Source organism: Streptomyces sp. CA189, from assembly GCF_056428985.1.
Map to the genome: position 1 here is coordinate 141,587 of NZ_JBWJVM010000011.1, position 13,690 is coordinate 155,276.

10 protein-coding genes are annotated in these 13,690 nt (G+C 70.7%); 4 read left to right on the top strand and 6 right to left on the bottom strand.

The genetic code is table 11. The features are described 5' to 3' along the window. Positions 1–59: 59 nt before the first annotated feature. The 5 genes from AC061S_RS12205 to AC061S_RS12225 form a co-directional block, all read right to left on the bottom strand. Complete coding sequence (locus AC061S_RS12205; protein WP_478685919.1) at positions 60–1,685, bottom strand: MFS transporter; 1,626 nt, start codon at positions 1,683–1,685, stop codon at positions 60–62. 133 nt (positions 1,686–1,818) lie between these two features. Continuing rightward, positions 1,819–2,556 (bottom strand): DUF2306 domain-containing protein, encoded by a 738-nt coding sequence (locus tag AC061S_RS12210; protein WP_478685920.1) that lies wholly within the window; start codon positions 2,554–2,556, stop codon positions 1,819–1,821. 257 nt (positions 2,557–2,813) lie between these two features. Next, the gene (locus AC061S_RS12215) at positions 2,814–4,034 is read right to left on the bottom strand and encodes an acyltransferase family protein (RefSeq protein ID WP_478685921.1); all 1,221 of its coding nucleotides are present in this window, start codon (positions 4,032–4,034) and stop codon (positions 2,814–2,816) included. Between the two features lie 258 nt (positions 4,035–4,292). Further along, the gene (locus AC061S_RS12220) at positions 4,293–5,657 is read right to left on the bottom strand and encodes an FAD-binding oxidoreductase (RefSeq protein ID WP_478685922.1); all 1,365 of its coding nucleotides are present in this window, start codon (positions 5,655–5,657) and stop codon (positions 4,293–4,295) included. 298 nt (positions 5,658–5,955) lie between these two features. Then, complete coding sequence (locus AC061S_RS12225) at positions 5,956–6,525, bottom strand: NUDIX domain-containing protein (protein ID WP_478685923.1); 570 nt, start codon at positions 6,523–6,525, stop codon at positions 5,956–5,958. Between the two features lie 176 nt (positions 6,526–6,701). Here AC061S_RS12225 and AC061S_RS12230 point away from each other — a divergent pair, with 176 nt between their 5' ends. After that, positions 6,702–8,129 carry a nucleotide sugar dehydrogenase gene (locus tag AC061S_RS12230; RefSeq protein ID WP_478685924.1) on the top strand — a complete coding sequence of 476 codons (1,428 nt, stop codon included), beginning with the start codon at positions 6,702–6,704 and terminating at the stop codon, positions 8,127–8,129. A gap of 106 nt (positions 8,130–8,235) precedes the next feature. On the opposite strand, the gene AC061S_RS12235 is transcribed toward AC061S_RS12230, so the two are convergent. Then, positions 8,236–9,261, bottom strand: coding sequence for an NAD-dependent epimerase/dehydratase family protein (locus AC061S_RS12235; protein WP_478685925.1), 1,026 nt, complete (start codon positions 9,259–9,261; stop codon positions 8,236–8,238). A gap of 278 nt (positions 9,262–9,539) precedes the next feature. On the opposite strand from AC061S_RS12235, the gene AC061S_RS12240 reads away from it, so the two are divergent. The 3 genes from AC061S_RS12240 (at position 9,540) to AC061S_RS12250 (ending at position 13,676) form a co-directional block, all read left to right on the top strand. Continuing rightward, entirely contained in the window at positions 9,540–10,892 is a 1,353-nt protein-coding gene (locus AC061S_RS12240) for an NDP-hexose 2,3-dehydratase family protein (protein ID WP_478685926.1), read from the top strand. A gap of 96 nt (positions 10,893–10,988) precedes the next feature. Then, positions 10,989–12,098, top strand: coding sequence for a DegT/DnrJ/EryC1/StrS family aminotransferase (locus AC061S_RS12245; protein ID WP_478685927.1), 1,110 nt, complete (start codon positions 10,989–10,991; stop codon positions 12,096–12,098). 285 nt (positions 12,099–12,383) lie between these two features. Then, complete coding sequence (locus AC061S_RS12250) at positions 12,384–13,676, top strand: activator-dependent family glycosyltransferase (RefSeq protein ID WP_478685928.1); 1,293 nt, start codon at positions 12,384–12,386, stop codon at positions 13,674–13,676. Positions 13,677–13,690 lie beyond the last annotated feature (14 nt).

Consider the following 13,690-nt stretch of genomic DNA (forward strand, 5'->3'; position numbering starts at 1 on the left):
AGGTCAGCACGACGCCGGCCGCCCGGGGAACCGGGCGGCCGGCGTCGTCGCGTGCACGGTCAGGAGCGGACCGGCTCGGGCACGACCGGATCGGTCACGACCGGGTCGGGCGTGACGCCCTCGGCCTCCTCCGCCGGCTCCTGCGCCGCGGCGGCTTCCGGCTTGGGGTGGGGCGGCATGTGCCGGAACCACTGCCAGGCGAGCCCCGCGAGTGCGACGAACAGTACGGCGGCCAGGGCGCCGACCAGGTTGAGCCCGGAGGTGAACGCCTCGCGGGCCGAGGTGAGCAGCTCGGCGGCCAGCGGCTCGGAGAGCTGCGGGGCCACGGCCACGGCGTTGGCGATGCCGTCCCGGGCGGCTTCCGCCGCTTCGGCCGGGACGCCGGCGGGAACCGTGAGCTCGCTGGTGTAGACGGCGGTGCCGATGCTGCCCAGGATCGCGATGCCGGAGGCGACTCCGAACTCGCCGCTGGTCTCCGAGAGCGCCGACGCCGAACCGGTCTTCTCCGGCGGGGCGGCACCGAGGACCATGCCGTACCCGAGCGACACCGTCGGGCCGAGCCCGGCGTTGATCAGGATCGCTCCGATCACGACCATGAGGGTGCTGTCGGTGCTGGGGGCCAGGGCGAGCACGACGTAGCCCGCCGCCGCCGCGAGCAGGCCGACCGCCATGAGGGCCGCGGGCCGGACCTTCTGGGCCAGACCGGTGCTCACCGAGATGGCGAGGAGCACGCCGAGGGCGCTGGGCGCGAGGCAGAGGCCCGTCTGCCACGGCGAGAGGCCCTCGACCATCTGCAGCTGGAGGTTGACCAGCAGCAGGGCGCCGCCGGTGACGGTTCCGACGAACAGGCCGAGCAGCAGGGCCCCGCGGTAGTCGCGGATCTTGAACAGGCCGAGGTCCAGCAGCGGGTTGTCCAGGCGGCTCTGGCGGCGGACGAACAGCGTGCCGAAGACCGCGCCGGCGACCAGCGCCGCGGCGGGCACCGGGTCCCAGCCGTGGGCGATCTCCTTGACGCCGTAGATGAACGGCAGAATGGTCAGCAGGGACAGCCCGACGCTGACGAGGTCCAGGCGGCCCGCTTCACCGTTGCGGTACTCCGGCAGCAGCAGCGGTCCCGCGATCAGCAGCAGTGCCATCACGGGAACGGCCAGCAGCAGGACCGAGCCCCACCAGAACGCCGACAGCATGAGGCCGCCGATGACGGGGCCGAACACGCCGCCGCCCACGAAGGCGGTCGTCCACACCGCGATGGCCGCGCCGAGCTGCTTCGGGTCCTTGAACATGTTCGTGATCAGGGCGAGCGTCGACGGCGCGAGGGTGGCTCCGGCGATGCCCAGCAGCGCCCTGGCCGCGATCAGCATCTCCGGGCTGGTGGAGTAGGCCGCGATCACCGAGGCGATGCCGAAGAGCGCCCCGCCGATCAGGAGCAGCTTGCGACGGCCGATCCGGTCGCCGAGGGTGCCCATCGTGACGAGGAACCCCGCGAGCATGAATCCGTAGATGTCCAGGATCCACAGCTGCTGGGTACTGCCCGGCTGGAGGTCCTCGGCCAGGTGCGGCAGGGCCAGGTACAGCACGGACATGTCCACGGACAGCAGGAACGCCGGCAGGACGAGGACCATAAGGCCCAGCCATTCCCGGCGTCCCGCCTTGACGGCCGGTTCGTTCTCGGTGCTCGTTTGCATCGAGCGTCCTTCCTTGAGGGTGTTGGAGCACGCATCCGCACGGGACTGCGAGATGGATGTGACGGTGCGTTCGCGGGACGGCGGGCCTCTCACGCCGGGTGGCGTCCGGGCCCTCCGTCACCACGCCCCCCAGTCAGCGCACCGGGCGACCGGCCGTACGGTTGAGCCACCACTGCACGATGCCCAGGTTGATGACCCAGCCGATCCAGCGGATCGTCTCGAGGTAGTAGTTGAAGTCGATCGTCGGCGGCAGCATGCCGGCGGCGAGGACGACGAGCAGACCCCAGATGTTGTTCATGACCATGGCGAAGGCGTAGAGCATGAACCGCCGGTGCTCCGCGTAGCGGCGCTGGCGGATCCTGACGTAGCCCATGACCGTGAAGGCGAGCCACAGCACGGTCGCGACGGTGACGCCGACCTTGCCGACCGGCATCGCGAACGGCACGATCACCAGGCCGAGGACCCCCGCGACCACCGCGCTCACCATGTACAGGCGGCCGCCCCACCGGTGCACGGCGGGGTGCTCGCGGCGCAGCCACGGCCACACCTGGAGTATCGAGGTCAGCAGGGCGACGGTGGCGAAGGCGATGTGCGTGATCAGCACCGGGTAGTACGCGGAGAAGCCCTCGTGCGGCATCAGCGGCGCCGTGTCCTCGTTGAGGTACGGCATCGCGGTGAAGGCGATGTAGGCCGCGGACAGCACGAACAACGGCCCGATCCACGGGCGTCGCCACCAGCTGCGCGCCTGCTCGGGTGTCTGCGCGGGTATCTGTCCGGGTGTCTGCCCGGATGCCGCCGACGGTACCGTCGCGGCGGGCTTCGCCGGACCTGTGCTCACCGGCGCCGGGGGCGTTTGCAGGTTCTGGACCACTGTCGATCCTTTATCTCTGGCGGGCCCGCCGATTCTCGCCGGCACGATCCCGCAAGCAGTCTCAAGAGGTGTTCGGGGGCCGCGCAGACGGCACCGGTGACCCTGGCCAGCGTCACACCCGCGGAACCGGACGGACAACTCCCAGATTGCCGTTCTCGTGCCGGTGGCCTGCGCGGTGGTGCGAGCGCGGTGCTGCGAGCACCGCGCGCGTCAGCGGCGGCGGCCCGTACCGGGCCCCGCCACTGACTGCCGCTCGGTCATCGAACGCCGGCGGGGGCCTTCTCCGCGGCCGGGGCGGCGGCGGTGTTCCCGGACTTCGCCGGGGCGGCCGGCTGCGCGGCGGTCCGGCCGGAGCGCGGCTGCGCACCGAAGCGGCGCATCAGCGGCTGCTCCACGAGCGTGAACATGAGCCAGGACAGCACGAGCGCCACGGCGAACAGCAGCGCGATCGCGCCGATCCCGAACGTCGTGCTGCCGGGCTTGGCGGTGCCGAGCCAGTAGGCGCCGAAGACGAGCACCTGCATGTGGACGAGGTAGAACGCGTACGACAGGTTGCCCAGGTAGACCATCGGGCGGCTGGAGAGCACCGTCGGCCGCTTGCGGTTGAGGTCGGAGACGGCGCCGGAGGCGATCAGCAGGGCCAGCGGGACCGCCATCACGGCCACCATCCGGAAGTTGGAGGGGAACAGCGGGCCGAGGAAGTACGCGGCGACGGTGAGGGCCGCGGCCCCGCCGAAGCTGACCGGAACGCGGCGGCCGCTCAGCACGATCCGGGCCAGCAGCATGCCGAGGACGAACTCCAGCATGCGCACCGGCGGGAAGTGGAAGAGGACCCAGAACTCGTTCGGCGTCAGTTCGAGGAAGGGCATGGCCTGCTGGGCCGGCAGCAGCTTCACGGCGAACGGCACGGCGAGCGTGATCGTCGCCAGCAGACCGGCAGCCCACGCCCACAGCCGCTCCGGACGGATCTTGCGCACCAGGCGCAGCAGCACCGGGAAGGACAGGTAGAACAGCAGCTCGGCGGAGAGCGACCAGGAGACCGAGTTGAAGCCGATCCGGTCCATCAGGTCCGGGGACCAGGCCTGCAGCAGCAGGACGTTGAGGAGCGCCACCCGCTCGTCGAAGACCTGGTCCAGCACGAGCACCGAGAGGGCCGCGGTGACGGCGAACATCAGCAGGTGGTTGGGGAAGACGCGGACCAGGCGGCGCCGCAGGAAGGTGCCGGCCGCGAGCTTCGGGCGGGCCACCCACGTCAGCACGAAGCCGCTGAGCATGAAGAAGAAGCTCATTCCGGCCCAGCCACCCATGGTGACCAGACCGAGGTAGCGCTCGCCCACTCCGGGCGAGGCGAACACCACGTAGCTCGTGGCGTGGAACAGGAAGATCATCACCGCGGTGAAGAACCGGAGGCTCGTCAGCGAGGGAAGCAGAGTCGGCTGGTTGACGGCGATGCCGTCCCCCGTGGTCGATGACGTCAAGGCACACCTTCTCGGGAGGCAGAGCGGGACGACCGGCTGGAACTCGTCGTCGGCGATGCCGAATGTGACATCCCCCCGAAGGCGGCCGCACCTCCCAACGTGCGGTGTTGCGGCTGGAGTTGCGACAGCTGTTGCGACACCTGTCGCGGCGCCCTGCGGCGTGGCCGCGGTACCCGGGAAACGGCAGCAGGACGCGACCACCGCCCCCTGTGCGATGGTCGCGTCCTGCCGGGTGCCGCCGGGTGCCGCCGGTCGTTGTTACGCGTCGGCGGGCGGGATGTTGCTGTTGGAGCGGAAGAGGTTGGCGGGGTCGTAGGCGCGCTTGATCTCGCGCAGGCGGGCCCAGGTGTGCTCCGGGTACGCCTCGTGGATGCGGGCCTTGCTGTCGTCGGCCAGGAAGTTGACGTACACGCCCCCGACGCCCTTCTGCAGCGCGGCGGTGAACTCGTCGACCCAGCGGGTGTGGATCTCGGCTTCGCCCGGGTCCCCGTACATCGCGGCCAGGTTGACCATCACCTTGCGGTCGCGGTGGGCGAAGGCCGTCTCGTCCTGCGCCACGCGCGCCATGGCGCCGCCGAGGACGCGTATCTGGACCGCCGGGACCATGGCCGTCGACGTCGCGATCCGGTCCAGGATCAGGGCGGCGTCTTCGGCGGTGACGTTGTCCACGAACAGGTTGCGGGCGGCGGCGACCGGGTGCATGTCGTCCTCCGGCGGGAAGATCGCCGGGTAGGGCGTCGCCGCGATGAAGTCGGCGATGGGGGTGGCCAGGGCGCGGAACGGCGCGATGGCCTGCTCGGCCTGCTCGCCCTCGCCCGCGTAGACCATCGTGGCCATGACGACCTGCGTGCCGTGGAGCTCCTCGGGCACGAACGGCAGGATGTGCGCCGGCATGATGTTGACGATGCTGGTGAGCTCGTCCGGGGCCTGCTCGGCGAGTTCGACGAAGCCGGTGATGACCTCGGGGGTGCCCGGGAGGACCAGCAGGCCGCCGAGGACGGTGGTCAGCTCGTGCAGCCGGAACTTCATCCGGGTCACGACGCCGAAGTTGCCGCCGCCGCCGCGGATCGCCCAGAACAGGTCGGGCTCGTTCTCGGCGTCGACGCGGTGCAGCTCGCCGTCGGCGGTGACCACCTCGGCGGCCAGCAGGTCGTCGATGGTCATGCCGTGCTTGCGGACCAGGTAGCCGATGCCGCCGCCGGTGGTGATGCCGCCGAGGCCGACGCTGCCGGTGTCCCCGAAGCCGGTCACGAGACCGTGCTCGGCGGCGGCGTTCGTGTACTCGCCGGCGGTCAGGCCCGATTCGGCCCAGGCGGTGCGCGCCTCGACGTCGATCTGCAGGTCGCGCAGGGACGACACGTCGAGCACGATGCCGCCGTCGACGAGGCAGTGCACGCTGTGCCCGCCGCTCTTGACCGCGAAGGGCACGTCGCCGTCGCGGACCAGCCCGATGACCTTGGCCACGTCGTCGGCGTCGGCCGGCTGCACGATCGCGGCCGGCTGCTGGTCCATCCCGCCCAGGTACACGGTGCGCGCCTTGTCGTAGCCGGCGTCACCGGGCACGAGCACCTGCCCCTTGAGCGTGGCGCGCAGCTCGGTGACCACGTCGGTCTTCTCCACCATGAAAGGTCTCCTCATGTCGTGCGGCAGCGATTTCGGCAGGGCGCGGTCGGCCCCGTGGGTATGGGTCGCCGGGGGCGGCGATGAAGGGAAGGGAGCGGCGGGGTCGATCCGGCCGCCCGGGCCGATGCGGAGGAGGCGGTGATGCGCACCCGCCGGTCGACGGGTGTTCTCACGTCGGGCGGGTTCAGGGGTGCAGGCATCGGAAGGCTCTCATCGGGTCGCATGGCTGCGATCATTCTCGTGCGACCGGGCGCCGTCCCGCATCTTCTGGAGTGCTGTCATCCGCTACCGGGACCGGCTACGGGGCCGTCCGCTCGTGCAACAGCAGCAGCAGGTAGGCGGCCATCGTGGAATCGTCCCGGATGGCGCCCTCCCGGATCATCTGCTCGAACTCCGCGCGTGACACCCAGCGGTGGCGCATGTCCTGCTCCTCGTGCTCCCGCCGGGGTGCGTCCGCGCGCAGACCGGTGGCCAGGAAAACGGTGAACGCCTGTCCACTGGCGCCGTGCCAGCCGTATGGTTTGCCCAGCGCGGTCCACGACTCCGCGCTCAGGCCGGTCTCCTCGGCCAGTTCGGCGCGGCCGAGCTCCTCCGCGGTACCGGTGCGTCCCTGCGGGAAACAGCCCTGCGGGAACTCCCAGTTCCTCCCACCGGTCGGGTACCGGTACTGGTCGACCAGGTGGAACCCGCCGCGCTCGGCGGCGATCACCACGGCGTAGTCGGTCCGGTCGACCACCGAGTAGATGCCGCGGGTGCCGTCCGGGCGCTCCACGACGTCCTCGCGCAGCGAGAGCCACCGGTTGCGGTAGACCTCTCGGGACGAGACCGTCCGGATCGTGCCGGGCACCGGCTCTGCGGGCTGGACCATCGCCGTTCCACCGTTCCTCGTTCGCCGACCGTCGCCGCCCACGGTAGGGACACCGACTACGGGCACCCACTCCTGCCTTGCTGACTTTCCGGCGACGGCATACCAGGAGATGCCCGGTACGCGGCACGGTGCGGACCATCAGCGTGGGACCAAATCTCTTCGAATGGAGACGCAAGATGCGCTTTCTCGCCGACCACGAGGCCCCCACGGTGGCCGTCATCGGTTTCGGGTACGTGGGTTCCTGCATCGCGGCGACCCTCGCCGAGCGCGGATTCGACGTCATCGGAGTGGACACCGACCCCCGGCTGGTCGAGGAGCTGAGCAGGCGGGAGTGCCGGTTCAACGAGCGCGGCCTGGCCGGGATGCTCTTCTCCGGCCTGGACTCCGGGCGTCTGCGGGTGACCACCGACACGGCGGCGGTCGCCGATGCCGACGTCGTGCTGATCACCGTCGGCACGCCGGTGCGCGACGACGGCTCGCTGGCCGACGAGCACCTGCGCGCAGCCGCACTGGAGTTGAGCAAGCACCTGCGTCCCGGCCAGTTGGTCGTCCTGAAGTCCACCGTGCCGCCCGGCACCACGCGCAACGTGCTCGGTCCCCTGCTGGAGACGCACGGGCTGGTGGCGGGCGAGGACTTCGGCCTCGCCTTCACCCCCGAGCGGCTCGCGGAGGGCACCGCGCTCGCGGAGCTGCGCACCTTCCCGATCGTGACCAGTGGTCTGACGCCCGACTGCGCGGCGTCGGTCGGCGAGCTGTGGCGCCGCACCCTGGGGGTGGACATCCTTCCGATGGACACCCTGGAGGCCGCCGAGATCGTCAAGCTGGCCGACAACTGGTGGATCGACCTCAACATCGCGATGGCCAACGAGCTGGCCAAGCTGTGCGCGCTGTACGGCGCGGACGTGCTCGACGTGATCTCGGCGGCGAACACCATCCCCAAGGGCACCGGCAACGTCAACATCCTGCTGCCCAGCGTCGGCGTCGGGGGATCGTGCCTGACGAAGGACCCGTGGATGGTGTGGCGTACCGCCGACGAACACGGGGTGCGCGTCCAGACCGCCGCGGCCGGCCGGCAGGTCAACGCCGGGATGCCGGAGTACGCCGCGGAGCTGATCTTCGAGGAGCTGGCCGGACTCGGCAAGGACCCGGCGACGTCCACGGTGGCCGTGCTGGGCCTGGCGTTCAAGAACAACACCGGTGACCTGCGGGCCACGCCGACCCAGGGCGTGGTCGAGAACCTGGCCGCCCGCGGCGCCCGCGTGCGCCTCTACGACCCGCTGGTCGACCAGGAGGCCGCGGCCGCGCTGTTCGGCACGGAACTGGAGACCTCCCTCGACGACACGGTGCGCGGTGCCGACTGCGTCGCGGTGCTCGCCCTGCACGGCGACTTCCTCGACATCGACTTCGCCGCCCTCCCGGTCGCCGAGTCCTGCCTGCTGTTCGACGGCCGCGCCTATTACCCGAAGGAGAAGATCGCCGAGCTGCGCGCGGCTGGTTACGCCTACCGCGGCATCGGCCGCGGCGACACTCCGGTGGCCGCGCGGACGCCCCGGCAGCTCGCCCCCGTCGGGTCCGAGAGCACGCGCTACCTGGAGGCCAGCTGAACGGGCCGCTCGCGAGAACGCCGCCACCGCCCACCCCGGAGCTCGGGGGTGAGGCGGTGGCGGCGTTCCGGGCGGCGCGGGCGCCCTGCCCGCACCGCCCGCGGGATCAGCGCGCGGCGGCCGGCTGGAGCCGCTCGGCCGGGTCCCCGAAGGGGGCCACACCGCTGTCGGGCAGGGCGAGCCACGACGGGTTGCGCCGCGCCCACTCGATCGTCCTGGACAGCCCCTCGCGCAGGTCCGTCGAGGTCTGCCATCCGAGCACTCTTTTGATCTTGCTCGTTTCCGGCACCCGCCGGCGCAGGTCCTGGTACCGGTCGCCGAGCCGGTCCCGCGTTTCGACCGGCACGATGGCCCCGCCCCCGGTCAGCTCCGCCACCAGGTCGCTCAGCTCGGCCACCGTGGTCTCGACCGAACTGCCGACGTTGAAGCACTCGCCGACCGCGGCCTCGTTCGTGCCGACGGTGATCGTCGCGCTGACCGCGTCCTCGATGTAGGTGAAGCAGCGCGTCTGGCCACCTCCGTCGTACACCACGAGCGGCTCGCCGTTCAGGGCGCGGTGGATGCTCCGGCTGACGACGAACGCGGGCCGCTGCCGCGGGCCGTACACGTTGAAGTAGCGCACGATGGCCGTCTTGAGGCCGCGCTCGCGGGCGAACGCGAAGGCGAGGTGCTCGCCCAGCGCCTTGCTGGAGGAGTAGCACCACCGGTCCACGGAGGTGCTGCCGACCACCCGGTCGTCGTCCTCCCGCCACGGGACGGCGGGGTTCTTCCCGTAGACCTCGCTGGTGCTCGCGACGACGACCTTCGCGCCCGCCCGGGAGGCGAGGTCCAGCACGTTGCGGGTGCCGATCAGGTTGATGTCGATGACGTCGAGAGGACGGTCGAGATAGCGGTCGACTCCGACCACGGCCGCCATGTGGTAGACGGTGTCCACACCGTCCGTCACCACTTCGGCCAGCTGCTTCGCGTCCCGGATGTCACCGGTCACGTAACGGACCGACGGATGCGGCGTCTGGCCGGGAGGCGGCGTGCCGCCGTCGAACACGGTGACCTCATTGCCCTGCCGGACCAGCTCGTCGACGAGATGACTGCCCAGGAACCCGCATCCCCCGGTGACCACTACCCGTGCCATGACCGCTACCTCCGTGTACCAGCGAGGACCGCCACTGCGGTCGATCCCGCACGAACCATTCCGGATCCAGCGTGCCAACCGGCGCGCGGGCGACGCATCTCCTGTGATGCTGTGGCCCCTTTCGGCGCCGTACTCCTTTCACCGCCGCGGCCCCCTCCACCGCCCCGGCGCACACCGCAATCCAGAGGATGCGGCGTGTCCGGGGTCCGCAGGACGATGGGCGCAGACATGCGACCCCAGGAGCGTCTCCGGTGCCTGCCCTTCTCCATCAGCTCGACGTGAGTACGCCCGCCGGCCTCGCCACGAGCCTCGCCGCGTCGGCGCGGACGACCACGTCACGCGTGAGCCCGGACATCGAAACCTGGCTCGAGGGCAAGAGAAGGCAGCCCTTCGAGAACGCCGTCATCGCGCTGGACGAGCTGGTCGAGGCGGGGGGATGGCACTTCGCGCCCGACACCGGGAACCTCGAACACCACAGCGGCCGGTTCTTCACGGTCGAAGGACTGCACGTCCGGACGAACCAGGGGCACACCGGGGAGTGGTGGCAGCCCATCCTCGTGCAGCGGGACATCGCCATCCTCGGCATCATCGCCAAGGAGTTCGACGGCGTCCTGCACTTCCTGCTCCAGGCCAAGATGGAACCCGGCAACGCCGGTCTGGTGCAGCTGTCGCCCACCGTTCAGGCGACCTCCAGCAACTACACCCGGGTGCACCGCGGGAAGCGCACGCCCTACGTCGAGTACTTCACCGAGGCGGGCCGCGGCCGGGTCCTCGTCGACGTCCTCCAGGCGGAGCAGGGTGCCTGGTTCCACCTCAAGCGCAACCGCAACATCGTCGTGCACGTCACCGACGAGGTGCCGCTGCACGAGGACTACTGCTGGCTGACCCTCGGGCAGATCCACCAGCTGCTCCAGCGGCGCAGCGTCATCAACATGGACGCCCGGACGGTCCTCGGCTGTCTGTCCGTCCCCGACCCCGCGAGCGGTGCTGACCCCGAGGGCCTGCACACGATGACGGAGGTCGGCAGCTGGCTCACCGGCCGCAAGTGCGCGTACGAGCTGGACGCCCGGCTGGTTCCGCTGAACTCCCTGAAGGGGTGGCGCCGGGACGCCGAGAGCGTCTTCCCGGAGGACGCCGGGACCTTCAGCATCGTCGGTGTCCGCACGCACGCCCGTACCCGTGAGGTGCACAGCTGGAAGCAGCCGCTGCTCGCGCCGCACGGCCTCGGCCTGGCCGGGCTCGTCGTCCGGCGCATCGGCGGCAAGCTGCACGCGCTGGTGCGCGCCGAAGTCCTGCCGGGCAACCGCGACACCGTGGAGCTCGGCCCCACCGTGCGCTTCGACGTGGACCAGTACCCCGGCACCCCGGCCGACCGCCGCCCGGAATTCCTCGACTACGTGCTGTCGGCGGACGAGGGCGTCCTCTACGACGTCGTGCAGTCCGAGGAGGGCGGGCGCTTCTACCACGCCGAGACCCGCTACCTCGTGGTGGAGGCCGGAGAGGACTTCCCGCTCCAGGTACCGCAGGACTTCGCATGGGTCACGGTCGACCAGCTCCTGGCACTGCAGCGGCACAGCCACTACCTCGCGATCGAGGTCCGGACCCTGCTCTTCTGCCTGAACGGCCTGTAGCCCGGAACGAGGCCCCCCGGGGCACGCCGCCGCGGCGGCGACACCACACGCAGCATTTGAGAAACAGCTGATCACGCAGCGGATGAGAGGGATCTGATGGCCATTCACGTATGGGACTACCTCAAGGAGTACGAGGCCGAGCGCGAGGACATCCTCGACGCCGTCGACACCGTGTTCCGGTCGGGCAAGCTCGTCTTCGGCGAGAGCGTGCACCGCTTCGAGGAGGAGTTCGCCGGCTACCACGGCGCGGCGCACTGCGTGGGTGTCGACAACGGCACCAACGCGGTGAAGCTCGGCCTGCAGGCCCTGGGCGTCCGCCCCGGTGACGAGGTCGTCACCGTGTCCAACACGGCGGCGCCGACCGTGCTGGCCATCGACGGCGTGGGCGCCACTCCCGTCTTCGTGGACGTGCGTCCCGACACCTACCTCATGGACACCGACCAGGTGGCCGCCGCCATCACGGAGCGGACGAAGGCCCTGGTCCCGGTGCACCTCTACGGCCAGTGCGTGGACCTCGACCCGCTCCAGGAACTGGCCGACCGCCACGGCCTGAAGATCCTCGAGGACTGCGCCCAGGCACACGGCGCGCGCCGGAACGGCCGGATGGCCGGCACGGTCGGCGACGCGGGCGCCTTCTCCTTCTACCCGACCAAGGTGCTCGGGGCGTACGGCGACGCCGGTGCGGTGATCACCTCCGACGCGCTGGCCGACGAGGACCTGCGCCGGCTGCGCTACTACGGCATGGAGGACCGCTACTACGTGGAGCGCACGCCCGGCCACAACGCGCGGCTGGACACGGTGCACGCCGAGATCCTGCGCCGCAAGCTGCGCCGGCTGGACGACTACATAGCGGCCCGCCGCGCGATCGCCCAGCGGTACGCCGAGGGGCTCGGGGACACCGAGCTGGTCCTGCCGCAGGTGGCACCGGGCAACGACCACGTCTACTACGTGTACGTCGTGCGTCACCCCCGCCGGGACGAGATCCTGAAGGCGCTGAGGGAGTTCGACTTCGAATTCAACGTCAGCTACCAGTGGCCGGTGCACACCATGAACGGGTTCGCGCACCTGGGCTACTCCACCGGCGACTTCCCGGTCACGGAGTCCGCGGCCGACGAGATCTTCTCGCTGCCGATGTACCCGTCGCTTCCGGAAGACCTCCAGGACAAGGTCATCACCGTTCTGCGCGACATCCTCGCCCGGGGATGACGGCGCACGGGACCGCTCCGCGCGCGTGCGCCGGCGCCGTCCAAGCACGCAATCCAGAAGACGCAGGGGCTAAAGCCTGACGCCATACTGGGTGGCGACCGTCGGCCCGCTCACAACGGGCTCCCGACGGCATCGAATTCCGGTCGGCCGCATCGCGCCGACGCGGCGACCGTCCGCGGCCCCGCCCCGTTCCCGGGCGTGTGCGCAGGGACCCTCAGGCCGGCCGCCGCCGCTGGGGCGCCTGACGCGGCACAGCGGTCTCATCATTTAGGCGGAAGGTTTCCCATGCGCGTTCTCTTCGTCACCAACCCGTTCAGGGCGCACCTGTATGTCCAGGTGCCGCTGGCGTGGGCGCTGCGTACGGCGGGTCACGAGGTGGTGATCGCCGGACCGCCGGACATGGCCGATGCCATCGCGAGCACCGGACTGCCCGGCATAGCGATCGGTGAACCGCTCGAACTCGAGAAGAAGATGGCACAGGCCCAGCCCATCGCCGAGCCGGAGGGACTGTGCGACCCGCGGGGGCAGCGCACGGGCCGGTCGGTGCAGAGCGACTTCGGCTGGGGCGACCCGTACACCGAGCTGGAGGACCTCACCACCGGCGTGCGCGAGGTGTTCTTCCCGGACTCCACCTTCGACGACCTGGTGGGCTTCGCCCGCCAGTGGCGCCCCGACCTGGTGATCACGGACCCGACCGCGTTCCCCGGTGCGGTGGCGGCCCGGGCCGTCGGTGCCGCGCACGCGCGGATGATGCTCAGCGTGGACCGGGTGGGTCAGCTGCGGGCCGCCTGCCGGCCCCGGCTCGACGCGGGCACCGACCCGATGCGGGACTGGCTCGAGCCCATCCTGAACCGGTACGGCTGCGAGTTCGACGAGTCGTCGGTGCTCGGGCAGTGGAGCATCTCCCCGGTGCCCTCGTGGATCTGGCAGCCGGAAGGCGTGCACTACCTCCCCATGCGCGCCGTGCCGTTCAACGGTCCCGCGTCCACGCCGCGCTGGGTGTACGAGCAGCCCGACCGCAGGCGGGTCTGCATCACGCAGGGGATCTCGCACCGGGACGCCACCATCGACGGCGTGTCCTCCTCCACCCGCGATCTCCTCGACGCGGTGGCCGACCTCGACGTCGAGGTCATCGCGACCCTCAACGCCAGGCAGCTCGAATCGGTGTCGGCGATCCCGGACAACGTCCGCACGGTCGATTTCGTCCCCTTCACCTCGCTGCTGCCCACCTGCTCGGCCATCGTCCACGAAGGCGGCGTCGGCAGTTTCGCGACCGCGCTCGAGAACGGCGTGCCGCAGGTCATCGTGCCCAACGACTTCAAGGTCGAGAAGTGGTGGGCCCCGGTCGCCATCGCGACCGGGCTGGAGAGCCGCGGCGCCGGTGTCTACGCCGGAAACTCCAGCACCTTCACCGCCGACGCGCTGCGCGACAGCCTGAAGCTGGTCCTGGACGACCCGTCGTACGCCGCGAACGCCGCCCAGCTGCGTGCCGAAGTGCGAGCAATGCCGAGCCCCAACGACGTCGTGCGGGGACTGGAGAACCTGACCGCCGAATACCGCACGTCGCGTCCTCGCTGAAAACTTAGTGGAAG